The following is a 26,437-nucleotide window of genomic DNA, read 5'->3' as shown; positions in this document are numbered from 1 at the left end:
ACCACTGCTTGGTACCAGTGCTTTCTAACATTGATTTCTAACATTACTTTCTAACATTGCTTGCTGCCATTACTTTCTAGTAACGAAAGCGATGTAAAAGCGGTAATGGAATCTGAATATAAAAAGCCGGATACTTCATATCAGCATCCGGCTATTTGCTTGCTATTCACTCAGTGCTTAGATTTGCCAGTGCTTAGATTTGAGCAAATGATCCTTCCCAGGTGAATGTTTCACCAGCAAATTCAACCGTATGTGTTGACTGTTGATTGGCTTCTACTTGGTTAGAAATACCGTAGTGGTAAGTGTTGCCTGACGTTGTTGCAAGTCGAATCACAGTGCCTACGCTGTTGTGACCAACAACAGTGACAGACTCAACTAAACCACGTGCATTAGTCGATTGCTCAAACTCTTCGTTGAAGTAGCCGTGAGTCTCTAGTACAGAAGCGAATACGTGATCTTTTGCCGTTTGACGGTGGATCATCGCAGGTTCGCTGCGTAGGTTGAAGTCATGGTCGTTTGCGCCTAGGCGAGCAAAGATAACTTCGCTGTCTGCCGCAGTTGCACTGGTTACTAACGAGTAGTAGCTGTTGTTTACTAGCCAGCTAACAAGAGAACTGCCTTCGACTTTACCTGAGCCTAGGTTCCATAGGTGTTGGTAGCCATCAGACTCACCCACAGGCTTAAGCGTGCTTTCTGTTTGGTATTCAAAGTCAGTGCGGATGATCTGACCTGTGTAGTGTACAGGTAGGTCGTACTGGTTCTCTTGCTCAGACTCAATGCGGTAAACATCAATCACCAGTGGTTTTTCAAACTCAGGAAGGTCAGCAAGAAGGATGCTGCGTTGCATCTCTGTGCCTTCGTAGTAACCTGAGATACGGCCGCTCATGCCTTGTAACTTAGCGTTGTCGATATTGAAGAAATGCTTCTGACCAAACTTAGACTCAGCCAATGCTGTATTGAAGTTGTTCTGTGTTTTCTGGTTCACGGTTACCGTGTTGTGAGCAACCGTCTGCTTACAATATGACTTGTTCTCTGGAATGTAACGACCCCCGAACTTAGGCTCTACGTTTACCCAACGACCGTAACCGTAGTCATGCAGTACTTCAACTCCACGGTTGAATACGCTTAAGTGCAGGCCATCGTAGTGACCATGGTCTAGTGCAGAGTGGTACTGGTGATCGCTGCCGTGTTGACCAAACCAAATCAGCGCCATGGTGTCGTCGTCTTGCGCATCACGGTGACGTAAGATGCCTAGACCACCTTTTTCACCTTCTGGGCCATCTGTGATGTATAGGCTGCCCCAGTTGAATGGCTTAATTTCATCAGCGGCATCAACAGCGTTAGATAGAGTCAGACCTGAGCTGTGAACCCATACATTTTGCTGGTGGTTGGCCATTGCAAGTAGCGTTTCAGCTTGCTCGTAACGGTGGAAACATACTGATGTTGCCATAACAACACCTTCATCGTTAATAGAGATTGTCTTTGATGAGTCATTACATGCAGGTAAAGAGCCGTCAGGGAACGCGGTCTTGAATACAGCGTAAGAGGTTGTCTTGATAACAGAGTCGTTGAATTCGTAAATGCCGATTTCTGGTTGACGACGCTCAATCGCTTCTGCGAATAGGTAGATTGGGCGTAGAGAGAAACGGTGGTAGTAAGGACCTTCCATGTAGTAGCCATCTGGCGAGAACAGTTGGTCAAGTTGTGCTAGGAAGCCGCCGCTGACTTTATCGAGTTTTAGACCATACATTGCTTTATCAACAGACTCTTGGTCATTGATCGCGTAACCACAGATACCTACAGCCGCTACTGCCCATAGGCCGTGGTTGTGCACGATATCGAAGTCGTGACCGTAAGTCACAACGAATAGGTCGATCATCTGCTTGAACAAGTCTGTTTCAATCAGTGTCTTTTGTTCGTCAGAAAGCGTGTGGAATACACAAGAGTATGCACAAGACGCGTAAAGCATCCACATGTTTTCGTTTAGCGTTTGGTGGAAGATTTTACCTGGAGGGTTAGTATCTTTACTGACGTTGCTCTCAAGAGTTGGGTACACCTTAGCGTATGCCGTTAGCATCTCTACGATGTAATCGCGATACTTCTGATCTTCTGTGATAAGGAACAGGCGACCCGCAATATCCATGTGAATGTAGTTTTGTTTGTGACGGTTGTGCTCGTAACCGCCACCTTCACCGTGACCTGGAACCTCGATACCCACTTCTGACATGTAAGCGTCGGCTTGCTTGATGTCACGAGCAAGTGCTTTACCCAGTAGGCTATCCGTGCCGAGTGCGCCACGAAGTTCTGCTGCTTCGTCGAAGTTAAGTAATAGTGGTTGATAGCTCATTTAAACTGTCTCCTGAGGGATAGCTTGGATTTCAACTGAATAGAAACCTGTCCAGTTGTAAGTTTTATCATTAATGATTATTTGATTATTAGTTGTCTCAGATGCATACGCATCGTTAGACAGTAGCAGAGTCACAAGAGATTTCTCGGTTTCAATCTCAACTGCGGATGCAGTATCTGTGTGACCCAGTACTTTAATGTTTTTAACCTTACCGCGTGCATTGACTGACTGTTCGAACTCTTCGTTGAAATAGCCATGTGTCTCCACCACAGAAGCAAACAATGGGGTATCGCCCTTGCTACGTAAGATAAAGGCAGGCTCGCTGCGAAGGTTAAAGCTTGGATCATTGGCACCAGTGCGTGTGAAGATCACTTCACCGTTATCATTCGAGCTTGTGCCTAACCAAGTGTAATAGGTGTTGTTTTGCAGCCAGCTCACCAGCGCCGTTTCGTTGGCGTTACCTGCACCGACTTTCCAAAGATGCTGATAGCCAGCGTCTGAACCTAGTGTTTCAAGGGTTTTAAATGTCTCGTACTCAAAGTTGGTGCGGATGATTTGACCTTGATATTGATGAGAGTAGTCATATTGATGTTCACCCTCACCCTTGATGCGGTATAGATCGATAAGTAGCGGCGCTTCAAGCTCATCAAGAGTGAGAAGGAATGCGCTGCGCTGAAGGCCAAAGCCATCGTAGTGCTCGTTGGCAAAAGCGCTCATACCTTTGAGCTTTTCATCACTCACTTGGAAGAAGTGTGGTGTACCACTAACGGAATCAGCGCGGTCTACATCAAAGTAGTTTTGGCAAGTTTCGTCAATCGTTATCGTGTTGTGAGCAATAGTTTGACGCGCATAGCCTGGATTTTCAGGTAAGTAACGGCCACCAAACTTAGGCTCAACATTTACCCAACGGCAGAAGCCATATTCACGCAGTACTTCTTGGCCACGGTTAAAAAAGGTAATGCCTAATGTATCAAAGTGGCCATGCCCCATACCGTGCATGCCATAGTTCATGACTAACTGTGTGACATCTCCATTTTTGTCCTGCATACGAACAAAGCCTTGTGCACCTTGGTCGCCATTGGGGCCTTCACTGAGTTCAACACTCGGCCAAAACGGCATGCCAATTTGACGTTCAGCTTGCGCTTTTTCATAAGCTTGGGACACTTTAAGGCCACATAGGTGCATCCAAACACCACCTTGGATCTTAGCCATGCCAAGGATATTGTCGTCGAGCTCGTAGTGCGCACCGTAGATGCCTACAGCAACCTGTACGCCAGCGTCGTTGATGCCCATGCTTTGTGATGAGTCGTTTAGCGCAGGGAAAACACCGTTAGGGTAAGCAGTAGCAAGTAAGGCTTGAACTGTATTACCCACTACGCCGTTTTTGTAGTTGTAGATGTCTACTTCTGGCATATGGCGATGAATGATCTCAGCAAAGAGAACTAACGGACGGATCGTGAAGCGAGAATAATATGGGCCTTCAAGGTAGTAACCCGAGGGCGCAAATAGGTTTGAAACTTGATCTAGGAAACCACTGGTCGCTTCGCGGTCTTTACCGTAAACCGCCATCTCAAGGTATTCAGGGCGATTGATGGCCACGGCACAAGCACCAACAGCTGCAACCGCCCAAACGCCATGGTTATGAATATGGTCAAAACGATGCGCGTATTTTTCAATGCTCATCTCAATCATAGGCACAAAAAGGCGGTCAACGATACGTTGGCGCTGTTCTTCGGTCATTGTTGAAGCAACACAAGAATAAGCAATACTAGAAAACAGTAGCCAGCCGTGTTCATTGAGGATTTGATGAAACAACCGACCTGTCGGATTAGTATTTTTTTGAATCTGGTAACCGAGTTCAAGATATTTGTCGGCATATTGATCGAGCAAGCTAACCACAAAGTCGGCGTACTTTTGATCTTTTGTAATCACAAAAAGGCGGCCGGCTATGTTCATATACGTGTAGTTATCTTTATGACGGTTGTGCTCATCGCTCCCACCATCGCCGTGACCAGGAACATCCAAGGGCAAACTCATAAATGATTCAAGGACTTCAATGTTCTTAGCGATCGCCTTACCCATTAAGGTAGGGCGCCCAACCTCTTGGTGAAGTTGCTCGATTTCCTCATTGGTAAACAAAATAGGTTGTGTCGTCATGGTTGCCATCACCGTCAAATTAGAGTGTTAGTACAATACCTGCTATAAAGTAATACAATATTACCGATATGAATAGTGCATCGTCACAAAACAATGATTAACGTCACAACAAGAACACCAAAACCTAACGAATAAAGATTTCACAGTACCAAATCACACTGTACCGATGGCTTTCTGAGCTAAATATTAGAGGCCTCACCTTGATGAACATCACACTATTTTAACTATATTGTATTACAATTGAATTTTATCTATTATGATACTTCACAATCAATATAGAACTCATAATCAGTTTTGGAGAACACCCGTATGAATCCTTTCTTTAATATTCAAGAGACCCCTTGGGAAGAAGTTGGCGGTGGTATTAAACGTAAGATCGTTGGTTACACCGACGAATTAATGCTCGTTCATCTTTGCTTTGACAAAGGCGCTATTGGTGCACCGCACACTCACGATATTCATGACCAAATTGGTTATGTCGTAAGTGGAAGCTTTGAAGCTGAAATTGATGGCGTGAAAAAAGTACTCAAAGCTGGCGATGCTTACATTGCGCCTAAAAACGTGATGCACGGTGCCGTTGCCTTAGAGCAAGACAGCATTCTACTTGATGCTTTTTCACCGCTGCGTGCAGACTTCTTAAAATAATCTAGCGCAATGTCAGTTGCTAAGGTACTTACATGAAATCATTCAATATCGCGGTCATTGGCGAGTGCATGGTGGAGCTACAAACTAAAGAAGAAGGGCTTAAACAAGCATTCGGCGGTGATACCCTTAACACCGCACTTTATTTAACACGCTTAACAAAAGACCATAACATTAAAACCAGTTATGTGACGGCGCTAGGGCAAGATTCATTCAGCACCAATATGCTTAACGCATGGAATGCTGAAGATATTGATACTCGCCTTGTCAACCGCATGGATGACAAACAGCCAGGCCTTTATTATATTGAGACAGATAATACTGGCGAACGCAGTTTCTTTTATTGGCGCAATGATGCAGCGGCACGTTACCTTTTTGATCAAGACAACGCTTCTACGCTCATTGACTCCCTTATGGAATATGACGCGGTGTATTTAAGTGGTATCACATTAGCGATTTTAACCGAGAATGGCCGTAACGTTCTATTCCATTTCTTAGAGCAATTTAAAGCGAAAGGTGGTCAGGTTTTCTTCGACAATAACTACCGCCCTAAACTGTGGGCGACTCAAGAAGAAGCACAAACTCAATACACTAAAATGCTAAGCCTAACCGATACCGCACTGCTGACCTTCGACGACGAGCAAGAGCTCTATGGCGACGATGATGTAGAGCAATGTATTGATCGTACAGCTCAAGCGGGTGTAAAAGAGATCATAATCAAGCGTGGTGGAGATGACTGTTTAGTTGTCGAAGGTGGCAATGCTTCTTACGTTTCACCAAACAAAGTGACATCAATTGTCGATACAACCGCAGCGGGCGATTCGTTCAGCGCAGGGTTCTTAGCAAAACGTTTGTGCGGTGGTAATCCACGTGAAGCGGCTTTTGCTGGTCATTGTGTCGCTGGTACTGTCATTCAGTATCAAGGCGCGATTATACCAATTGATGCAATGCCAGACCTTTCCTTATAATTTTTAGCTGGGCTGGGTTAAATACCTGGCCCCAAACAGACAAGAGAATACAGTCATGACAACACTAAATGAACAGTTAGCTAACCTGAAAGTCATTCCCGTTATCGCAATCAATAAAGTGGAAGACGCTATTCCACTAGGCCGCGCTTTAGTAGAAAATGGGATGCCTTGTGCTGAAATCACATTACGCACAGAATGTGCCATTGAAGCCATTCGTGTGATGCGTAAAGAATTCCCAGATATGCTGATCGGTTCTGGTACCGTGCTAACTAATGAGCAAGTTGATGCTTCTATCGATGCTGGTGTTGACTTTATTGTTAGCCCGGGTTTTAACCCGCGTACCGTTCAGTACTGCTTAGACAAGGGCGTTGCCATTGTCCCTGGCGTTAACAATCCAAGCCTCGTGGAGCAAGCAATGGAAATGGGCCTGCGTACTCTTAAATTTTTCCCTGCTGAGCCTTCTGGTGGTGTGGGTATGCTAAAAGCACTAACGGCCGTTTACCCAGTGAACTTTATGCCTACAGGTGGTGTGAGCCTTAAGAATGTAGACGAGTACCTTTCAATTCCTTCAGTGCTTGCCTGTGGTGGTACTTGGATGGTTCCGACAAAGCTTATGGATGAAGGTAAATGGGACGAGCTTGGTGAACTGGTTCGCGATGCAGTGAAGCACGTTAGTTAAACGTATTCCTTTCTCCTCATATTTGACAAACGAGCCAATTGGCTCGTTTTTATATATGGAAAATAAGCGAGATGACGAAATTTTTAATGTCCCTGACTCATCTTTTTCGAAACAAACTTTTTCTGAACTGCCTGCTTATGAGCACGCTGTTTTTAAGAAGCCTGTAACTAAATTTTTCTAGCACATAAACACATTGAGTGACTCAATGATAAAAGGTCCAGTGAGTAGCGCTTTCTGTCGACGCACTTTACTCACGAGGATACATACATAATATTGTAGTATTATACCTCTACCGCTCATTGTTAAACTTCGTCGCGTTATATGTTAAATCCTTTGCTGAATGACTTTAAATCCATCTATCTCGTATGATTTAGCTCAACCTTTTCCGTAAAAACATGAGAAACCGATCACGATTAAGGCTTATTGTAGTACAAATAAAATCAAATTGGAGTAATCTAGACAGCAGTTAATTATCAAACCTAAAAGGCTGTAAAAATGACTATCGAAACTCTTGTTGTTCTTGCCTACTTCTTTTTCTTAATCGCTATTGGTTGGATGTTCAGAAAATTCACAACATCAACCAGTGATTATTTTAGAGGGGGCGGTAAAATGTTGTGGTGGATGGTAGGTGCAACTGCATTCATGACACAATTTTCAGCATGGACGTTTACCGGAGCCGCAGGACGCGCATTCAGTGATGGCTTTGTCATTGTTATCCTCTTCTTAGCCAACGCATTTGGCTACTTCATGAATTACATGTATTTCGCACCGAAATTTCGCCAATTACGTGTTGTTACAGCCATTGAAGCCATTCGCCAACGTTTCGGTAAAGCTTCTGAGCAAGCATTTACTTGGGCCGGCATGCCAGACAGCCTTATCTCTGCAGGCATTTGGCTAAATGGTCTTGCCATCTTCGTTGCTGCGGTTTTCAACATTCCGATGGAAACCACCATCATTGTCACAGGGCTTGTTCTTGTCGCCATGGCGGTAACGGGTGGCTCATGGGCAGTTGTAGCCTCTGATTTCATGCAAATGCTTGTTATCATGGCAGTCACTATTACCTGTGCGGTTGCGGCGTACTTCCACGGTGGTGGCATTTCAAACATCGTTGCGAACTTCGATGGCGACTTCATGTTAGGTAATAACCTAAACTACGTCAGCATCTTTATTCTTTGGGTTGTGTTTATCTTCGTTAAGCAGTTCGGTGTAATGAACAACAGCATCAACGCTTACCGTTATCTTTGTGCAAAAGACAGTGAGAACGCTCGTAAAGCCGCTGGCCTTGCTTGTATCTTAATGGTTGTTGGCCCACTAATCTGGTTCCTACCCCCTTGGTATGTAAGCGCATTCATGCCAGATTTTGCTCTACAATATGCTTCAATGGGTGACAAAGCGGGCGACGCGGCTTACCTTGCATTCGTCCAAAACGTAATGCCAGCGGGTATGGTTGGTCTGTTAATGTCAGCTATGTTTGCTGCAACCATGTCTTCAATGGACTCAGGCTTGAACCGTAACGCGGGTATCTTCGTTATGAACTTCTACAGCCCTATCCTGCGCAAAGACGCAACTCAACGCGAATTGGTTATTGTAAGTAAAGTCACCACCATTGCTATGGGTCTTCTAATTATTAGTATCGGCTTATTCATTAACTCGCTGCGTCACTTAAGCTTATTTGACATTGTAATGAACGTTGGTGCTCTAATTGGTTTCCCTATGCTCATTCCTGTACTGCTAGGTATGTGGATTCGTAAAACACCTGATTGGGCTGGTTGGTCTACTCTCGTGGTTGGTGGCATCGTGTCTTACGCATTTGGTATTTCTATGCAAGCAGGACACATTGAAAGCCTATTCGGTTTAGAGCAAGAACTAACAGGCCGTGAATGGAATGACTTGAAAGTTGGCTTGAGCTTGGCTGCGCACGTTCTATTTACTGGCGGTTACTTCATGCTAACCACTCGTTTCTATAAAGGCCTAAGCCCTGAACGCGAGAAAGAAGTAGAGCAGTTATTCATTAATTGGAATACCCCTGTCATATCAGAAGGCGAAGAGCAACGTGATTTAGATACTAAACAGCGTTCAATGCTTGGCAAACTGATCAGCACAGCAGGTTTTGGTATTCTAGCAATGGCTCTAATTCCAAATGAACCAACAGGTCGTCTATTGTTCCTATTGTGTGGTTCAATTGTTCTAACGGTTGGTATCTTACTTATCAACGCTTCTAAGACTGGTGCTCGACAACTCGAAACAGCAAAATAGAGCACGCATAGTCTCACTTTATAAGCCCATGTATTCCCCCGAATCATGGGCTTTTTTTATTTTCAGTTCGGGCTTTACTTGGCATAGTCCACAGAAATTCATGTACCTTAAGTCTAAAAACCGCTCAAAAACACGACTTTTCTATCGCACCCAAACTTCATTTGTATTACAATAAGATGTAATGCAGTTGACCATTAATTTAATATTGAATAAGAGAGTAAGCATGAGTGATAACAAGCCTCTTGATGCAATTCGTAAGATGAAGCTGGAAAATGACACTTCCGCCGGCAACCTAGTAGACCTACTTCCTATCGAAGTACAAAAACGTGATTTCGATTTATCGTTTCTAGATACTTTGAGCGAAGAACGCCCTCGTCTTCTTGTTCAATCCAAAGATCTCGCTGAATTTAAAGCGAAAGTGCAAGCTGATGAATCACACTGCATGTTCGATGACTTCTTCACCAAGTCTACCGCTAAGTTTATTGATACCGCTCCTTATGAAGAGCCACAAGCGTATCCAGAAGAAACCGTAGGTAAAGCTTCTCTATGGCGTCCTTACTGGCGTCAAATGTACGTTGATTGCCAAATGGCACTGAACGCGACACGTAACCTAGCGATTGCTGGTGTTGTAAAAGAAGACGAACAGCTGATTGCGAAAGCAAAAGCTTGGACTCTAAAACTGTCTACTTACGATCCTGAAGGCGTGACGTCTCGTGGCTACAACGATGAGGCGGCTTTCCGTGTTATCGCTGCAATGGCGTGGGGCTACGACTGGCTACACGGCTACTTCACAGATGAAGAGCGTCAGCAAGTTCAAGACGCACTAATCGAGCGTCTAGACGAAATCATGCACCACCTACGCGTGACGGTTGATCTACTGAACAACCCTCTAAACAGCCACGGTGTACGTTCAATTTCTTCTGCTATCATCCCAACGTGTATCGCGCTTTACCACGATCACCCGAAAGCAGGCGAGTACATCGCATACGCTCTAGAATACTACGCAGTACATTACCCACCATGGGGCGGTGTCGACGGCGGTTGGGCTGAAGGTCCTGACTACTGGAACACACAAACTGCATTCCTAGGCGAAGCATTCGACCTATTGAAAGCATACTGTGGCGTAGACATGTTCAACAAGACATTCTACGAAAACACAGGTGACTTCCCGCTTTACTGTATGCCTGTTCACTCTAAGCGCGCGAGCTTCTGTGACCAGTCATCAATCGGTGATTTCCCAGGTCTAAAACTGGCTTACAACATCAAGCACTACGCAGGTGTTAACCAGAAGCCTGAGTACGTTTGGTACTACAACCAGCTTAAAGGCCGTGATACTGAAGCGCACACAAAATTCTACAACTTCGGTTGGTGGGATTTTGGCTACGACGATCTTCGCTTCAACATCCTTTGGGATGCACCAGAAGAGAAAGCACCCTCTAACGATCCACTGTTGAAAGTATTCCCAATCACGGGTTGGGCTGCATTCCACAACAAGATGACAGAGCGTGATAACCATATTCACATGGTATTCAAATGTTCTCCGTTTGGCTCAATCAGCCACTCTCACGGTGACCAAAATGCGTTCACTCTGCACGCGTTCGGTGAAACGTTAGCGTCAATCACTGGCTATTACGGTGGTTTCGGTGTTGATATGCACACGAAATGGCGTCGTCAAACGTTCTCTAAAAACCTTCCACTATTTGGCGGTAAAGGTCAGTACGGCGAGAACAAGAACACAGGCTACGAAAACCACCAAGATCGCTTCTGTATCGAAGCGGGCGGCAACATCTCTGATTTCGACACTGAATCTGATGTGAAGATGGTTGAAGGTGATGCAACAGCGTCTTACAAATACTTCGTTCCAGAAATCGAATCTTACAAGCGTAAAGTCTGGTTCGTTCAAGGTAAAGTATTCGTAATGCAAGACAAGGCAACGCTTTCTGAAGAGAAGGACATGACTTGGTTAATGCACACAACTTTCGCCAACGAAGTGGCAGACAAGTCTTTCACTATCCGTGGCGAAGTTGCGCACCTAGACGTGAACTTCATCAACGAATCGGCTGACAACATCACATCAGTGAAGAACGTTGAAGGATTCGGCGACGTAGACCCGTACGAGTTCAAAGATCTTGAAATCCACCGTCACGTTGAAGTGGAATTCAAACCATCGAAAGAGCACAACATCCTGACGCTTCTCGTTCCTAATAAGAACGAAGGCGAACAGGTTGACGTCACACACAAAGTAGAAGGTAATACACTGCTTCTTACGGTTGACGGTGAAACTGTCACCATTGAGTTGTAATTGCTCACTCTTTTAACACGATCATGCAGCCGAACTTGGCTGATGCAACTCCGCAGGTAAACTCAGCGGGTTAAGCTTCAAGGGGCTCTAGATAAAAATCTAGAGCCCCTTTTTACCTTTCTAACGATAAATCCATCTTCGCTTGTGATCAAAAGAGAGCATTCTCTCGTATTGATATACTGCATTCACCATAACTCTGTATCCTAAGAAATCGAGCATTCGGTTTTAATCGCGTGCCTTCAAACTGACCTAAATTTAAACGCTAGAAAGACTGACACCGCTAAATAAGAGAGTATGTTCATGTCGCAAAAAGAAAGAAGCTTACCGACTCATCGTCTGTCTCGGTTTAGTAAATTCGCATCACTGGCGACACGCGTTGCGGGTAATGTACTGACAGAAGGCACTAAACAAATCGTGAAAGGGAACCGCCCTACGACAAAAGACCTTCTTCTGACACCGAAAAATATAGCGCGCCTCACCGACCAACTTGCTCACCTTCGCGGCGCAGCAATGAAGCTTGGCCAAATGCTGTCGATGGACGCTGGCGACCTGTTAGATCCTGAGTTAGCGAATATATTAGCTCGTTTGCGCTCCGACGCCGACCCACTGCCCGCGAAACAGCTGAATCAGGTGTTAGAAGACGCCTTAGGCACCGGTTGGAAGAGCGAATTCATGGCCTTTAACTTTAAGCCTATAGCCAGTGCATCTATAGGCCAAGTACATCAGGCCTACAATGATGCCGGAGATAAACTCGCGGTAAAAATACAATACCCTGGCATTCGACAAAGCATCAACAGCGATGTTGATAACGTCGGTACACTACTAAAAATAGTCGGTCTTATCCCTGAGTCCGTCGATTATCAATCATTGCTCGAAGAAGCGAAAAAACAGTTACACGATGAAGCCGATTACGGCAGGGAAGCGGAATTCGCGATACGCTATCGCACTGCGTTGCAAGACCATGAGCACTTTGTGGTGCCACGAATTTACCCAGAAGTCTCATCAAATTCGGTGTTGGCGATGGCCTTCATTGACGGGCGTTCGATAGAACAAATTGAGAGTTTTGATCAACCGACACGCGATCTTGTGATGCACCGTTTACTCGAACTGATGTTCAAGGAGTTATTTGACCTTAAAATGGTTCAGACCGACCCAAATTTTGCGAACTACCTGTATCTTGAACACACTCAACAAATCGGATTGCTCGATTTCGGTGCCACTCGTGAGTACAGTGATCGCTTTAGTGATGGCTATCGCGATGCGTTCAGTGCGGTCGTCAATCACAATGAAGACGGCTTGAATAAGGCGCTCGAACAAATAGGGTTTTTCAGCGAAAGCATTGAACCCACTCAACGCAAAGCGGTTCTCGATCTGGTTAAAATGGCGTGTGAACCGATGCTAATCGACGAGCTATACGATTTTAAAACAAGTGAATTATCTCAACGATTACGAGAAGCCGGTACCATCTTAAGCATGGAGCAAGACTACTGGCATACCCCTCCAGCCGATGCCATTTTCTTACACCGAAAAATTGCCGGAATGTACTTACTTGCCGCGAGAATTGAAGCCAAGGTTAACATTCACCAACTCGTAGCGCCTTATGTCGCACTAAAAGAAAATCAGCATGAACTGCCGTGATAGTTCGATCTGTTCTCAGCAAGGTAAAGTTTGCGCCAAGCCAAAACTCTGAATGCCAATCAAAGACCCTATTTACACACCAGCCAAAGACAGGCTCACTGGGTGAGCTTGTTCCAATCATAAATGATTTCGTCAAATTCGAGTCGACCGAGTAGAATGAGAATTAATAAGTCGCACTGTTTTCCACGTATTATTCTGATTGAAGGCAATATGAGTGATAGAACCCGAAAAAAACTAGAGAAAGCCCTACTGTTTATTGAACAGAATATAGAGGAGAAGATTTCGGCAGATCAAATAGCGCAGCATGCGACGTTATCAATCTTTCATTTCCAACGGCTATTTAGTGCCTATTTAGGTGAATCTGTCAGCCAGTATCTGTTACACCGTCGTTTAGAGCTGGCTGCAAAAACCTTATCAGAACAACCTAACTTGGGGATTATCGAGATTGCATTGAAATCAGGCTTCGAAACTCATAGTGCTTTTTCTCGAGCATTTCGACAACATTTTTACGTTAGCCCGAGTGAGTTTCGCTCACACCCTGAACACGTTAGAATAGGGTTGGACGAGTCACGGCCTTTCCTAAAAACCATTGCCGCAAAGAATTTAGCGCCAAAGATTAAACTTAAAACTTTACCAACCTTGTTTTATCATTACAGCACAACGTTAGGAACGATAAATGGAACGTTTCTGAGTCAAGTTCTGCCAGCTGTTTCTAAGGAGTTCTATCGATTAGGTCAAGAGCCTCTACTGCACGGTTTAGCGAGTGCTTTCCCCTCTAGCCCACAAAATCTTAACGATGAACATGCTCTCGTCCTTTACGGCGCACTTTTTTATGAACCGAAAGACCATTTGCATACACCGCATTCAAGCCAAATTAGTCAGGGATTATGGGCCATATTTGAACATGTCGGTCATTACGATTACCTCTATCAGACGTGGAATCATGCTTTTCGTTCTTGGCTACCAAGCTCAGGCTATGAGCTCAGAGAGACTCTTCCTTTCGAACTGTATCTGACCTCTCCTGATAATACGCCCCCAGAAAGTTGGATAACACACATTTATATACCGATAAAAGATAGCAGAGATTGAACAGCCAAAAAGAGCGTATGCTGGTGCAATAGGTCCTAGATAATACATAAGGAACTATCTATGACCATTCACCATATGGCAGCTATTGAAGCTTGCGAAGCCCTGAAGAAAGGAAATATCACCGCTCAAGAAGTCAAGACACACTTACTAAGCCGAATTTCCATGCTTGATGACGAAATAGGTGCTTTTATTTATCAAGACCAAACTGCTGCATTAGATAACACCGAGTTACTCGCAGGTTTGCCCATCAGTTTTAAAGACCAATTTCACATAAATGCCCTACCTTGTAGCTTCGGCCTCAATAAAATAACATGCAGTGATTTCACTGCGCCTATCGTAGAAAAGCTGTTTGCCCAAGGCGCGACTTTACTGGGCAAAACTAGCCTTCCTCCTTTGGCCATGGATTTTCAAACTAATAACTCGATTCGCGGTTTTTGCAAAAACCCATGGAATCATGAGTACACGGTTGGAGGAAGTAGTGGAGGCGGTGCGGCGGCCGTTGTAACAGGAATGAGCTTCATTGATATAGGTACCGACTTGTCAGGTTCATTAAGAATCCCTGCAAGCTTTTGTGGTGTATACAGTTTATTACCAAGTGAAGGTACTGTAAGCAGTGACGGAATGCTGCTAACACCTAAGTTGGCTCTACATAATTTTGCACGTCCTGGCCCAATGGCTAGACAAGCAAAAGACCTAGCTTTAATGTGGCGAGCACTCAGTGGTCAACATGAGCCTAGTATTCAAAAATGCCTCAATTTGGCGTATTGGCTCGAAGCGGACGACATGCCCTTAGATACTGATATTCGCGATCGAATAACCCAAGTAATGACCAGTTGGCAACAAAAGGGCCATCAATGCGTGCAAGCTAAACCCAAGCACTTTAGTTTCAAAAAATCTTGGGAAACGTTTGGACGCATAATGGGACATGAAACGTCAGCATTCATGAACCCTCTTATACGGTGGTTGAGCGTGCTTTTCGGCAACCAGAGTAGAAAACGCTCTCCGAATTTTCTTAACAATGTAATGAAGGGCTATCGTAGAAATCCAGATGAGTACTCAAGCGCTTTGAAAGCCAGAGACAAAACGATCCTTGATTGCCAAAACTTTTTTAAAAACGTTGACGCTTGGATATTGCCCGTCACCTGTTGTACCGCGTTTAAACACATGGAACCGACATCAGAACGAGGTCCTAGCCGAGATTATAGCGAACCCATCAAGGTCAACGGACTAGAGGTAAACTATTTCGATGCCCTCACCGCTTTTACGACACCAATTAGCCTAATAGGTCATCCTGTCGTAACCATGCCAATAGGTTTGGACCGGAATGGACTACCTATGGGAATTCAGCTTGTCGGGCAAATGAACAAAGAGTCAGAATTGATATTAGTCGCTGAAGAGTTATCAAAGCACATCAAAATGCCTACTTGTCCAATCTTTTAACATGAGGCTGTAACATAATGATTTTAAAAAAAGATGAAATAACAATGGTATTACTCTCAAAATTAGACAACAAATATTGGGGACTATAATGCAGTATGATCTTGATGTGAGATCGGACCATAAAACATTGTTTTTATTGATACGAAGGATACTCATTGAAGACTTTAAGCTACTTGAAACAAGAAAGCAGAGAATAACTAGCTATTCAACTCCTAACGGTGGGGTTTGTCATATGAGGACGACTAAAAGTGGCGTTGACATCGGGTTTTTGAAAGGCATTCACATGATCGATACTTACAATAAACTGACAGGTACCGGAAAAGTGATGAGAGTTTTGTCTATCAAGGATGCTGAGCTAAAAATAATCATTCACTACCTCAGTCAAGCCATAAAAATCAGCACAACGACTCGATGATGTTTACTTTTTGACTGGCAATGGGCTGTTAGAAGCCACATTGTCAGTCTAGATTGATGGGTCTAAGTTCCTCGTTCTCGCTGTATGTTTTGACCATTATTAGTTAGAACCTTAGTTGCTAATCACTATCATAGATAACAGGGAATTTACTTTTCCATGCTTGCCATGTTTTAGGAGTCGATATCAACTCTGTCATAAAACGAGCGACATTTAAGCGGCTTGTATTTCGCGAATCAAATATAGGGTCATACTGTGGACATTGATGAATGACATACCCTGTTCGTTCTAAATCATTCGTTAGGCTATCTGGCCGAACCGCTACCCACTCAATGGATTTCGACGCCTTCACCACACTACTTTGCAAATAGGTCGCCGCTTGTTCGTTATCAACATGTGGAGGTAACACCACTCTCAAAAATGACATCATCACTTTATGCGCTCTAGATATTTTTTCATCGGCTAATGTATTTTGAAAGCCAGTCGTGCTCATCAGTATAAATTTGATTGGTCTCTCAGGTTGAGTTCTTTCAATCGCTTGACATATTCGCATTGTCGCATCGGTCACTAAACGCCTAGGCTGTCCAAATATACCCTTAAACGTTAAGTTGTGACCAAGACAAGAAACCACTGCCTCACACCCCAAAACGCACTCAGTTAGCTGTTCATCGATTAGATCCAACAAGTTAGCATGAACAACCTCCACATAGTCGCTAGTCGTTATGTGCAGCTGTAAATCATTTAACGAACGCACAATAATGCGAACCTCTCTATGTTGGCTGACTAATTCTTCAACAACCAACCTTCCCGTTGCTCCTGTCGCTCCAAGCACTAATGTCGTCATTTTCTTGTCCTTGCATGTGGTATCCCAAGACTTATGATATACATGTATTAATCACTAGTTAACCAACTAAATTAACATGAGGTTATACGTATTTGTATGAACTGGAAGTCAGTCTGTTTTGATTGGAATCGTACCCGTGCTTTTTTAGTAACGGCGGAAGAAGGCACTCTATCTGCTGCTGCAAAAGCTTTGAACATGACACAGCCCACCCTGAGTAGGCAGGTAGCCTCTTTAGAGCAAGAAATTGGTGTTAGATTGTTTGAAAGAGTTGGACAAAGGTTGGAATTGACTTCCAGCGGGATCGATCTTTTACAATTAGCCCGAAAGATGGGCGACGCAGCCAGTGATTTTTCACTTATGGCCAACGGGCAATCACAGCAACTAGAAGGTACGGTCGTGATTTCAGTTTGTGAATTAGACGCTGTATATCGACTACCCCGAATCATTGCCAAGTTAAGGAAAGTAGAGCCCAGAATCACAATAGAAGTCATAGTGAGCAATAAAGTTAGCGATTTGAATCGAAGAGATGCTGACATAGCCATTCGAAGTTTTTGCCCCACTCAACCCGACTTGATTGCTAGAAAACTCGGTGAAGAAACGGTGTGGCTATATGGGACCGAGGAGTATTTAAAATATTACACTGACGTCAATTCACTTAAAGAAATTGAAGATATACAAGTAATAGGTTTCAGTGACAGCAGTCTCATTAGCAACCAACTCAATCAACAGGGTTGGAATCTATCACCCGATAACTTCAAACTGTCGACTGACCACCAAATGATGCAAATAAGCCTTTGTAAGGAAAGTTTGGGGCTTATTTATCTCACTCAAGATGTGGGAGATCAGGAGCCAACATTAGTAAAAGCGCTTCAACAATTTGGCCCAACGATATGCTTACCCGTTTGGGCCGTCTGTCACCAAGAACTTAGGACCAACCGCAGGATTCGTCGCGTGTTCGATTTCATCTCTAATGAGCTTAAAGAATATCTCTCGCAAACGATGCCATGATCCTAAACAACGTGAATTCAATTTCAGAATAGAATAATAGTGAGCAAAAACTGCTCACTATTACTACGCTATTCCATGATCAACCGGCCGGTTTTCTACAAAACAAGTTCCTGTACGTATTTACACTTTGTCTGCAAAATAAGCCATTATCTCATCTGTTGTCATCTCTTGGGTTTCATTTGAAAAACAATAATAACTTGGCTTCCTATCAATGAAATACTGCATATCCATTTCCAATCCATTCAAATTTGGAAACAAACCTACCGGCATGTTGTACTCACCGGTTGCTTTCAGCTGATAAAAAAGATGGGTACCACATTCGGAGCAAAAACCTCTCAATGCCCAAGATGACGATTCATAGGTTTTGATGAAGTCATTACCTTCAATTTTTACTTTTGAGCCGCATTTCACCGCAAAGAAGGGGGCTCCACCCCATGTTCTGCATGATTGACAGTGGCACACCGTAAACTTCGGGTTAATGTCTTCAGCAACAATGTTTACAGCACCACAAAGGCAACGGCTTTCTGTTTGAGTCATTTACTTTACTCCTTGATTTATTTAACGATGTAAAAAGCGTCTTTTCTCAGCGCCCTTCGCCTCTATTTGGTCGTTGTTTCTGCTTCAATGTGCCCTATCGAACGATAGTGTGAAAAAATCGTCGTTTCCATGTCCATGATAGAAAACACTTGCTGAGCATGTGGGTCTTCCATCGCCTTTACGCTAGCCGATTTAGCGAGTTCCAAGCTTTCCCAAATCACGATGTCGGTCCAACGATTCAGCTCTTCACTGTAGAAATAACTTCGGCTTTGAAAGCCATCAAAATGCTTCACTATTGAATTCAAACTGTCCATCGCCTTCTGCTGCTCTTGATAACTGACCCCTGCAATAAATTGAGTGTTCACAATTTCAAATGTCGACGCAGCACTCACCGAAGAAGCTAGAACTGCTGTGGTTAAGCCCATTGTAGTTAAACCCGCTGTCAGTGTTTTCATTCTCATATTCCCTGTGTTGATGTTGCAATCGTTTATTTAAGAAGCGTTTTTTTAAGAAGCTATTAGTTATGAAGCTATTAGTTAAGAAACGTTTATTACTCCAAGTCGATGTATAGCGCAAAGTTGATGTGACGACGCTGTCTCAAAATGAAGTGAAATGCTATGCTACGTACAAATAAGACACTAAATGACACATTAATAATGCGCGGCTTTCAAAACAGGCAAGAAAGATTGGATAACCTGATTGGTCTTTTAGAAAACAAGAATCTTTGGACAGCTAAAGAGTTAGCCAATGAACTTGGGATTTCGGTTAGAAGCATATCTCGAGACATTACCTTGTTGCGCCAGCAAGGCTACGATATTGACGCAGAGCGAGGCACAGGGGGCGGCATAGCGTTGAGAGGAATGACTCGTCCCCCTCGATTTTTTTTAAGTGATGAAGAAATTTTAAATACTTTGATGGCACTCGCGCTAACCGACTCACTAAGGTGTCCCATATTAGGGGACAACATATCTAGCGTAAAAAATAAGCTCACCTTTTTTCTGAACAATGAACAACAGAAACGTATAAACCTTTTACGCCAGCGAGTATTGGTTGGTGCTATTGCTTCCGAGCCAGTCGCAAGTACAGTAACCAATACGCGTTATCCTTTTTTTAATGACATTAGCCAGGCATTTATACAGCAGAAAAAGCTCTCAATTCACTACATTTCAGAAAAAGGAAGTGAAACGCAAAGGTGCATAGAACCGCAATTTATACTGCTCAACTGGCCCGCTTGGTATCTTTTAGGGTGGGACTATTTAAGAGCCGCGCCTAGGTTATTTCGAATCGATAGAATAACTGACGCGGTTGTTGACAATGAGCGTTTTCGCCTCAGAAGCCCACGAAGTTTACTGGATGAATACGGAGATTACTTCGATAGTATGTAACGGGTGTTTTTTAAATAGACATGCTCTCAACCATTGCTTTCTTCAACTAGTACTTTCTACCACTAGTACTTCCTACAACTAGAAAGAGTATCCGTACCACTGTTACATTCTACAAAAGTGGCACCACATTAATACCATGTGGTGCCACTTATGTTTGCTTTGAGATGTCGCTTTGAGGTATCACTCAACCGCATTGAGCAAGAGAAAGTCGAGAACAACTAGTTTGCTGGGCGCCAAACTCCCCACTTGTCGTTTTTGTAGGTTGCTTCAGGGTTTTCACCTCCGCGAGACCACCATTGGGCTTTCCACGCTTGACCCGCATAAATAACTACATCTCCACCTAAATATGTTGTAGACGAATCCCAAGTTCCTGGTTCTGGTTCTGGTTCTGGCTCTGGCTCTGGCTCTGGCTCTGGCGTGACTCCACCATCATCTACAATAACTTCAAACGTGAACGTTTCAACACGCTCGCTGTCTATGGCACTCGCAGCAAATGACAATATGTCATTCGCGGTAATGGCCTTGGTATCAATGATAATTGAAGACGTCCCGTTATTTTGGATGTCGACAGTAGATCCCTGAGTCTGTGTAACGATTGCTGCTTCTCCTGTTACGATAACCACCTTGTCTCCGGCGTTAACAACGTTATCGCTGGTCACAAGCTCGTAAATATCGCCCTCTAACGGTTCAACACTACCGTCATCTCCTTTAAACAGGGTCAGTAATCCAGACTCACTGCCATCTTTTGAGTTGAAGAAGTTACGCGAAGGATCGTTTTGGAAATACATGTAATGCTGCATTTCTTCATGCCAATCACCAATGAATACGGCACCGTCCTTAAACTCTTTATGCCATCCGTTGATTTCAGAAGCCAGTAAGCGGGCCCAATCATTAGTGTTTGAATCATCAACGAGGAGATCGAAGCTACGCGCCACTTCACCGTATTGGTTAATAATATCGTACTTAACCGTATCCCCAGCTTTTGGCGTGCCAAATTCAGTTGCAACAAAGAGTTCACCCCTTATTAAATCAGGTTTCGGGGTAGGCTCTGGTGGAGGTGTATCACCACCGACGATAGTAATATCTGAACAATTGTAGAAACCTTCACCAACAGCATCATCACGCTGCCAACGTACAAATAGTATGGCGTCTCCACTGCGTTCTGAAGGTATCGTCACATTAATGCGGTACTTGCCAGCATTGACAGGGACATTTCCTTCCGTCTGTATAAGATCGAGATCTCCCCAAGCGAGTTGCTTGCTAAGGTCTGCATTCGGTTTGGTTAGATAAAACTCCCAAAACGAAGGGTTATGAGGTGCAGTAGCATTAAAGACATACTCAAAGGTTCCCGTTTTTAATTCTGTACGTTTCCAACCCGTGTGACTGGCTCCCATGCCACGCTTTTGGGCGTCATTGGCATAGCATAATGTACCATCCGGAATTGCAGCTTTTACCGCACTAAAACTATTGAAATCCGGAATGTTCTTAGCGTACTCATTACGTTGTACGAACGGATAAGTGCCTGAAATGTCTTTTGCTTGAGCACAAGCTTCATTAGGTGGAGTACCCGACCAAATTCCACCTTGTTCATAACAAATGTTCTGTCGGGCATTCGGAAATTCTGACCAGCCATGCGCACTTACCAAAGACGGTGCACTCGATAGAATAGCCATACCCACTGCTAATTTAAGAATATGATTCGTTGCTGCCACTTATTCACTCTCTATTGTTTTATTATCCCAAACGGCCCTAATGGTTATTAAGAGACCACCATGACTTGATTTTTTTTATAGTTTTGTACTAAGAAACAACAAGATATATTTATAATGTCTATCCACCACAGCCGGTATTTTATTGATAGGAATGAGAATCACAGTTATTGAGGAAAAGCATCTTCATAAAATGATGTTGCTTCTAATTATGAGCTTTTTTAATCAGTACATATCTTGAACAATCTAAAAAAGAAATGAGCACTGTGAAAATGATTTGCATAGAGAACAGGCAGTTAACATGCCTAAGCTTTATATCGGCTAATCCTTCGATTGAGCAAGCGAAATCGACTCACTTCATCTCCACTTCATCAATGGTACAACTCATCCCCCTATAAGATGCAAAAAGACCAGCATTCGCTGGCCTCTTCTATTGGCTAGAACACATTAATCCTAAAAACCACTATGACTCTAGAACGGGTTTGCTCTGCTCTTCTTCAGCTTGTTTTACTTTTCGAGCCCAAAGCGCTGCCACTACTGAACCTGAAAGGTTGTGCCAAATTGAAAAAATTGTTCCTGCTACAGCGGAAGCTGGCGTGAAATACTTCATTGCTAATGCCGTCGCTAAACCCGAGTTTTGCAAACCAACTTCCAATGCAACGGTGCGACAGGTTTTTTCATCGAAGCCAAGTAATTTAGGAACATAGAAACCAAACACTAAACCCAATGAATTGTGGAGTATTACAGCCAACGCGACCAAAGGACCAATGGTTGCCAATCTTTCAGCGTTTAATGCTACAACAATGGCAATAATCACCACAATGGCGACCATTGAGATCACTGGCAATACAGGTTCAACTTTCTTTATCGTCGACTGAAGTAAGACGTTAAGGATAACGCCGATGATCACTGGCGCTAAAACAATCTTAAGTAAACTCACCAACATGCTAGTCACGGGTACGTCGACGGTCTGCCCGACCAAAAGCTGAACCAAGAATGGTGTCGCCACCACGCCAACCAATGTTGATAATGCCGTCATGGAAATCGACAGAGCAACATCACCGCGAGCCAAATAGCACATTACATTAGATGCTGTGCCACCAGCCACCGAACCGACCAATACCATACCCACGGTTAATTCAGTATCGAACCCCATCGCGATACTAATCAGTAAAGCGGCAATTGGCATAACAGAAAACTGTAAAATCAGCCCAACACCAACAACAGGGAGCTTACTCAATACGCCCGCAAAATCACTGGGTTTTAACGTCAACCCCATCGTCAACATGATGATGGTGAGCAGCGGAACGATATAGCCTTTGAGTCCAACAAAAGCATCTGGTGTAGAGTAGGCAATAAATGAAAGCAGTAAAGCCCATAGCGGGAATAACTGGGTGACCATCCTGATCATGATGTTTCCTTAACTGTAACGATGAATAGAGATTTACACGCTAACGATATTCATTCAATAAATACATACCTAAGCCATAGATAGCGTCAAATTACTAACATAATTGCATAAAAATGCGAGGCGCACACATTTATAACCATTTAATTAATAATGCTTTTATTGTTTCATACCGACTTTTTCCAAAGTCGTTTGTGGCGTAGAACGAATAAAGGGGGCTTAGTTGGTCTAAGACTAGGTCGCCAACTCAAGTAAATTGGATGGTAAAAAGCGCAAGACCTAATGGGATGGTCCGCCTCACTCCGATTAGGCCTATTTAAAGCAGCCTAATTAAGGCTGCTTTAAACATTGATCCTCGTAACCTAGTTAAAATTCATAGTTCACGCTTAACTCTATAGACTGCTCTGCACCAAACCAGCAATTAGATTGGTCGTAACACGCATAATATTCTTCATTGAAGATATTGTTAACCGCTAGGTTGGCTGTAGCACCCGATAAAGTCTCACTCGCAGCGCCTAGGTCATAACCGACAGATAGGTCAACTAAGGTGTATGATGGTACTTTACCTTGAGTATTGCTCGCATCCATTTGCATTTCACCCACATAACGTGCACCAGCACTTAAGCGCGAACCCGCTAACATTCCAGTGAACACGTTGTAACTAGCCCACACGTTTGCAGTGTGTTCCGGCACGTAGATGGGTGTTGTGCCTTCTAAACCATTGCTAGAGTCTTCTGTGATTTCCATATCAACATAGGTATATGCTGCTGCAATATCGAAGTTTTCGGTCGCAAACCAACGTCCAGACAGTTCTGCACCTTTCGATACAACTTCACCCACTTGGATTTTTGGCCCATAAACGTTTGTTGGATCGGTCATCAACATATCTTGCTTAACAATGTGGAATAACGAAACAGTCGCTTCTTTAGACATATCGTCAGACAGGTACTTCACACCCATCTCGGCTTGCTGAGCATTTTCAGGATCGAACTCATTACCAGATTTATCAACACCAGGAGCTGGCTCGAAGCTAGTCGCGTAACTTGCAAATGGGGATAGTCCGTTATCAAACTGATACAAACCACCTAGACGATAAGTGACTTGCTTATGATCAGACTCATGCGCGTAGTAATCACTTTCTGATTTATAGTGGTCAAATCTTGCTCCGGCAATAAGCACTAATGCGTCTAGTCGAACCTGGTCTTGAAGATAAAAACCCAATTGACTAGATGTTGTATCATCTAGGTATTCGCCCGTTTTAGTCACATCACGACGATCTAATAGTTCGTTGTTGGGATTCAGTGGATCAAAACGATTAAAACCGCTGCCATTAGCGCTGTAGGATGAGTAGTTAACATTACCATCCAAATCTTGGTAATCTAAACCAAGCAACAGATTATGTTCGACTGAACCTACATCAACAATGCCGCTCAGTTGGTTATCGATGACAAAGCCTTTAAAGCTTTCATCTGTTGAGTAGAGAGCGCGAGATAATTGATTTGGCGTATTCGCATCGTAACTAAAGTGATACGTGTTTTCTTGGTACAGAGAGGCATCAGTGTAACGAGCATTTTGTAAAAAAGCCCAATTGTCATTGAAGTCATGGTTAATTTTATAACCCATCATCAACACTTCACGTTCAAACTTACTCCAGTTCTTATCCCCCATCGAAACCGAAGGATCACTCGCTTTCAATACCTCCAAAGGCATTGCAGAGTTGATGCCCATTGAAGGATCGTTTTGGTAATACAGGTTAAAGTTGATTTGTGTTTTATCACTTACTTGCCAATCAACAGAAGGGGCAATTAAGTAGCGCTCTTCTTCTGCGTTATCAACTTGGCTATCTTGCTTACGAGCAAGTGCGATCAAACGGTATGAAAAATCACTGTCACCAAATTGTCCCGCTGTATCGATCGATGCTTCTTGTAGGTTTCGAGAGCCTGTCGCAACGCCAACCTTAGTTGATTGTTCAGTTTGCGGTGCCTTAGCGATCATGTTCACCATACCACCCGGTGGCATCGCGCCATAAAGCACAGACGTCGGCCCTTTGAAGATCTCGACTTGTTGCATTGCGATTGGGTCAATCTGCGGCTGCAAGTTCCATCCATTCAATTGTTGAAGTGATAGACCATCATAGTAGTTAACATTATTGGTCTTAAAACCACGAATAGAGTATGAATCGAACATAGCGACTGATCCACCGCGGTTTTCAGTGACAACGCCAGGTGCATAACGTAGGGCTTGGTTCAAAGATTGAACACCTCGTTGCTCTAAATGCTCTTCATCAATGATCGTAATACCTTGAGGCGTTTCCTCTGGCTCGAGTGCTGATTTTGTGGCTGTATTACGATAAGCCTTGCCCATAATAGTCACAGTTTCTACATTCGAGCCTGCCGCAGTAATGGTTTCTTCGGCCAACGCTTGTGCTGAGAGTGCAGTCAGTAATGCAACAGCAAGTGATGAATATTTAAAACGTGTGTGAGTGGTCATAATTCCCTCGGTACCAATGCTTAATATAAATAGTAATGAATCTCATTTGCATTGTATGTATCTTTGAATGGGATAGTTAACAATTTGGTGCACGTTTCAAAACAACTTCTCTTGTTGTTTAAAAAGCAGGCCAATTGCTGATTTAAAATGCAATTAGCCAAATTGGTAAGTCAGATTTATAGGAGGAAAGTTGAAGTAGACACAGCTACAGCTTAACAACAGGAACCCAATATTCCATTTCAGCATTAGCAGCATAAGGTTGGTAACTCAATGGGTACACTTCCAGTTCGTAGCCATCCACACCACGATAGCCTGAACTTGGCAACCAGTTCAGCACAAACCAACTCAAGGTATGACGCAGATTCTTTATAGGACCACAATGCTTGACCACTGCGTAGGTTTGCTTTGGGACAGTCAGCACCTCTAATTTATCAGAGATAATGCTCGGCAGTTGCGGAATGGATATCGCATCATGGAGTTCAACGCCCGCCCAATAGTGGATATTGGTCCCATCGAAGTAAGACTGAGTAAGGTCGGCGACGCCAATAAATCGCAGTACGTCATCGTCTGGTAGAGTGAATTCTTGCTCCAAGCGAGACCAAAGTTGAGGGACTTTTTGTGCGAAGTCTTGTGTTAGGGAAAACAAACCACTGATCTCTGAGGTGACACCCTTAACAAGGAAAGACTCTCTTTCGTCAATGCGAACTTCAACAAAACTCAGAGCGCCCTTCTCTTCGGCACTCACGGTTTCAGACACTTGTATTGGTTTTCTCAGCCCACCCCTTTTGCCTGCTTTTCGATATTGGCTTGGGCTCACCCCAAACATTTGCTTAAAAGAACGGCTAAAGCTCACTTCTGAGTTAAACCCGAGGCCAACTGCAATATCTATCACGCGCTCTTTTCCATCAAGTAATTCTTCTGCAGCTTGGCTCAGCTTAAGCTCTCTTACATAGTTTGCTACGGTAAGCCCTGTTTCTGCTTGAAACACTCTTTGCAGTTGCCAACGAGACCAGCAGCTTTGTGTCGCGATGTCTTCCAACGATAACGCTGAACTAAGATTCGCGTGAATAAAAGCTAAAACGCGGCTGATGCGATCAAATGCGGATGTATTCATAGTTAAGCTTTC

20 protein-coding genes are annotated in these 26,437 nt (G+C 43.7%); 11 read left to right on the top strand and 9 right to left on the bottom strand.

Translation table 11 applies throughout. The annotated features are described in order from the left end of the window. Positions 1-193: 193 nt before the first annotated feature. Together A1QO_RS02975 and A1QO_RS02970 are read right to left on the bottom strand one after the other, a co-directional pair. Positions 194-2,347 (bottom strand): heparinase II/III domain-containing protein, encoded by a 2,154-nt coding sequence (locus A1QO_RS02975; RefSeq protein WP_017033518.1) that lies wholly within the window; start codon positions 2,345-2,347, stop codon positions 194-196. Next, positions 2,348-4,504 carry a heparinase II/III domain-containing protein gene (locus A1QO_RS02970; RefSeq protein WP_017041347.1) on the bottom strand — a complete coding sequence of 719 codons (2,157 nt, stop codon included), beginning with the start codon at positions 4,502-4,504 and terminating at the stop codon, positions 2,348-2,350. Positions 4,505-4,813: 309 nt separating this feature from the next. Between A1QO_RS02970 and A1QO_RS02965 the strand changes: the two genes are divergently transcribed. The 9 genes from A1QO_RS02965 to A1QO_RS20545 all read left to right on the top strand — a co-directional run bounded on the left by A1QO_RS02965 (position 4,814) and on the right by A1QO_RS20545 (position 15,933). Continuing rightward, positions 4,814-5,149, top strand: a complete 336-nt coding sequence (locus A1QO_RS02965; protein ID WP_017033516.1) for a cupin domain-containing protein — start codon at positions 4,814-4,816, stop codon at positions 5,147-5,149. 32 nt (positions 5,150-5,181) lie between these two features. Further along, positions 5,182-6,114 (top strand): sugar kinase, encoded by a 933-nt coding sequence (locus A1QO_RS02960; RefSeq protein WP_017033515.1) that lies wholly within the window; start codon positions 5,182-5,184, stop codon positions 6,112-6,114. A gap of 55 nt (positions 6,115-6,169) precedes the next feature. Next, a complete protein-coding gene (locus A1QO_RS02955) occupies positions 6,170-6,793 on the top strand; it encodes a bifunctional 4-hydroxy-2-oxoglutarate aldolase/2-dehydro-3-deoxy-phosphogluconate aldolase (RefSeq protein WP_017039802.1) in 624 nt (207 codons plus the stop codon). A 495-nt stretch (positions 6,794-7,288) separates the two neighbouring features. Further along, complete coding sequence (locus A1QO_RS02950) at positions 7,289-9,049, top strand: sodium:solute symporter family transporter (RefSeq protein WP_017037066.1); 1,761 nt, start codon at positions 7,289-7,291, stop codon at positions 9,047-9,049. Positions 9,050-9,272: 223 nt separating this feature from the next. Further along, entirely contained in the window at positions 9,273-11,351 is a 2,079-nt protein-coding gene (locus tag A1QO_RS02945; RefSeq protein WP_017037065.1) for a DUF4962 domain-containing protein, read from the top strand. Between the two features lie 300 nt (positions 11,352-11,651). Then, positions 11,652-12,989, top strand: coding sequence for an ABC1 kinase family protein (locus tag A1QO_RS02940; RefSeq protein WP_017039801.1), 1,338 nt, complete (start codon positions 11,652-11,654; stop codon positions 12,987-12,989). Between the two features lie 156 nt (positions 12,990-13,145). After that, positions 13,146-14,078: a helix-turn-helix domain-containing protein gene (locus A1QO_RS02935; RefSeq protein ID WP_241790386.1), complete on the top strand. Its 933-nt coding sequence runs from the start codon at positions 13,146-13,148 to the stop codon at positions 14,076-14,078. A 60-nt stretch (positions 14,079-14,138) separates the two neighbouring features. Next, a complete protein-coding gene (locus tag A1QO_RS02930) occupies positions 14,139-15,518 on the top strand; it encodes an amidase (protein ID WP_017039799.1) in 1,380 nt (459 codons plus the stop codon). A 232-nt stretch (positions 15,519-15,750) separates the two neighbouring features. After that, positions 15,751-15,933 carry a hypothetical protein gene (locus A1QO_RS20545; RefSeq protein WP_241790385.1) on the top strand — a complete coding sequence of 61 codons (183 nt, stop codon included), beginning with the start codon at positions 15,751-15,753 and terminating at the stop codon, positions 15,931-15,933. A gap of 118 nt (positions 15,934-16,051) precedes the next feature. Here the strand turns inward: A1QO_RS20545 and A1QO_RS02920 are convergent, their stop codons facing one another. Continuing rightward, the gene (locus A1QO_RS02920) at positions 16,052-16,774 is read right to left on the bottom strand and encodes an NAD(P)-binding oxidoreductase (protein ID WP_017041346.1); all 723 of its coding nucleotides are present in this window, start codon (positions 16,772-16,774) and stop codon (positions 16,052-16,054) included. A 96-nt stretch (positions 16,775-16,870) separates the two neighbouring features. Here A1QO_RS02920 and A1QO_RS02915 point away from each other — a divergent pair, with 96 nt between their 5' ends. Further along, entirely contained in the window at positions 16,871-17,782 is a 912-nt protein-coding gene (locus A1QO_RS02915) for a LysR family transcriptional regulator (RefSeq protein WP_017037059.1), read from the top strand. A gap of 120 nt (positions 17,783-17,902) precedes the next feature. Here A1QO_RS02915 and A1QO_RS02910 read toward each other — a convergent pair whose 3' ends face one another. Continuing rightward, complete coding sequence (locus tag A1QO_RS02910; RefSeq protein WP_017033510.1) at positions 17,903-18,319, bottom strand: GFA family protein; 417 nt, start codon at positions 18,317-18,319, stop codon at positions 17,903-17,905. 62 nt (positions 18,320-18,381) lie between these two features. Then, on the bottom strand, positions 18,382-18,774 hold the full coding sequence (locus A1QO_RS02905) for a hypothetical protein (RefSeq protein ID WP_017037057.1): 393 nt from the start codon (positions 18,772-18,774) through the stop codon (positions 18,382-18,384). Between the two features lie 162 nt (positions 18,775-18,936). Here A1QO_RS02905 and A1QO_RS02900 point away from each other — a divergent pair, with 162 nt between their 5' ends. Beyond that, positions 18,937-19,704: a helix-turn-helix transcriptional regulator gene (locus A1QO_RS02900; protein ID WP_017033508.1), complete on the top strand. Its 768-nt coding sequence runs from the start codon at positions 18,937-18,939 to the stop codon at positions 19,702-19,704. Positions 19,705-19,922: 218 nt separating this feature from the next. Here A1QO_RS02900 and A1QO_RS02895 read toward each other — a convergent pair whose 3' ends face one another. The 4 genes from A1QO_RS02895 to A1QO_RS02880 all read right to left on the bottom strand — a co-directional run bounded on the left by A1QO_RS02895 (position 19,923) and on the right by A1QO_RS02880 (position 26,425). Next, positions 19,923-21,377, bottom strand: a complete 1,455-nt coding sequence (locus tag A1QO_RS02895) for a lytic polysaccharide monooxygenase (protein WP_026027064.1) — start codon at positions 21,375-21,377, stop codon at positions 19,923-19,925. A gap of 499 nt (positions 21,378-21,876) precedes the next feature. Then, positions 21,877-22,824, bottom strand: coding sequence for a bile acid:sodium symporter family protein (locus A1QO_RS02890; RefSeq protein WP_017033506.1), 948 nt, complete (start codon positions 22,822-22,824; stop codon positions 21,877-21,879). Between the two features lie 363 nt (positions 22,825-23,187). Beyond that, positions 23,188-25,311, bottom strand: coding sequence for a TonB-dependent siderophore receptor (locus A1QO_RS02885; protein ID WP_017041344.1), 2,124 nt, complete (start codon positions 25,309-25,311; stop codon positions 23,188-23,190). Positions 25,312-25,516: 205 nt separating this feature from the next. Further along, positions 25,517-26,425: an AraC family transcriptional regulator gene (locus A1QO_RS02880; protein WP_017041343.1), complete on the bottom strand. Its 909-nt coding sequence runs from the start codon at positions 26,423-26,425 to the stop codon at positions 25,517-25,519. Between the last annotated feature and the right edge of the window lie 12 nt (positions 26,426-26,437).

Source organism: Vibrio genomosp. F10 str. ZF-129, assembly GCF_000287055.2.
GTDB lineage: Bacteria > Pseudomonadota > Gammaproteobacteria > Enterobacterales > Vibrionaceae > Vibrio.
Note: the sequence above shows the minus strand (reverse complement) of the source record. Positions and strands in the feature narration are given on the sequence as shown.

Excerpts from the sequence above, each read along its gene's own strand:
- A1QO_RS02975 (WP_017033518.1), bottom strand. The coding sequence starts at position 2,347 with ATGAGCTATCAACCACTATTACTTAACTTCGACGAAGCAGCAGAACTT.
- A1QO_RS02970 (WP_017041347.1), bottom strand. The coding sequence starts at position 4,504 with ATGACGACACAACCTATTTTGTTTACCAATGAGGAAATCGAGCAACTT.
- A1QO_RS02965 (WP_017033516.1), top strand. The coding sequence starts at position 4,814 with ATGAATCCTTTCTTTAATATTCAAGAGACCCCTTGGGAAGAAGTTGGC.
- A1QO_RS02960 (WP_017033515.1), top strand. The coding sequence starts at position 5,182 with ATGAAATCATTCAATATCGCGGTCATTGGCGAGTGCATGGTGGAGCTA.
- A1QO_RS02955 (WP_017039802.1), top strand. The coding sequence starts at position 6,170 with ATGACAACACTAAATGAACAGTTAGCTAACCTGAAAGTCATTCCCGTT.
- A1QO_RS02950 (WP_017037066.1), top strand. The coding sequence starts at position 7,289 with ATGACTATCGAAACTCTTGTTGTTCTTGCCTACTTCTTTTTCTTAATC.
- A1QO_RS02945 (WP_017037065.1), top strand. The coding sequence starts at position 9,273 with ATGAGTGATAACAAGCCTCTTGATGCAATTCGTAAGATGAAGCTGGAA.
- A1QO_RS02940 (WP_017039801.1), top strand. The coding sequence starts at position 11,652 with ATGTCGCAAAAAGAAAGAAGCTTACCGACTCATCGTCTGTCTCGGTTT.
- A1QO_RS02935 (WP_241790386.1), top strand. The coding sequence starts at position 13,146 with ATGAGAATTAATAAGTCGCACTGTTTTCCACGTATTATTCTGATTGAA.
- A1QO_RS02930 (WP_017039799.1), top strand. The coding sequence starts at position 14,139 with ATGACCATTCACCATATGGCAGCTATTGAAGCTTGCGAAGCCCTGAAG.
- A1QO_RS20545 (WP_241790385.1), top strand. The coding sequence starts at position 15,751 with ATGAGGACGACTAAAAGTGGCGTTGACATCGGGTTTTTGAAAGGCATT.
- A1QO_RS02920 (WP_017041346.1), bottom strand. The coding sequence starts at position 16,774 with ATGACGACATTAGTGCTTGGAGCGACAGGAGCAACGGGAAGGTTGGTT.
- A1QO_RS02915 (WP_017037059.1), top strand. The coding sequence starts at position 16,871 with ATGAACTGGAAGTCAGTCTGTTTTGATTGGAATCGTACCCGTGCTTTT.
- A1QO_RS02910 (WP_017033510.1), bottom strand. The coding sequence starts at position 18,319 with ATGACTCAAACAGAAAGCCGTTGCCTTTGTGGTGCTGTAAACATTGTT.
- A1QO_RS02905 (WP_017037057.1), bottom strand. The coding sequence starts at position 18,774 with ATGAAAACACTGACAGCGGGTTTAACTACAATGGGCTTAACCACAGCA.
- A1QO_RS02900 (WP_017033508.1), top strand. The coding sequence starts at position 18,937 with ATGCTACGTACAAATAAGACACTAAATGACACATTAATAATGCGCGGC.
- A1QO_RS02895 (WP_026027064.1), bottom strand. The coding sequence starts at position 21,377 with ATGGCTATTCTATCGAGTGCACCGTCTTTGGTAAGTGCGCATGGCTGG.
- A1QO_RS02890 (WP_017033506.1), bottom strand. The coding sequence starts at position 22,824 with ATGATCAGGATGGTCACCCAGTTATTCCCGCTATGGGCTTTACTGCTT.
- A1QO_RS02885 (WP_017041344.1), bottom strand. The coding sequence starts at position 25,311 with ATGACCACTCACACACGTTTTAAATATTCATCACTTGCTGTTGCATTA.
- A1QO_RS02880 (WP_017041343.1), bottom strand. The coding sequence starts at position 26,425 with ATGAATACATCCGCATTTGATCGCATCAGCCGCGTTTTAGCTTTTATT.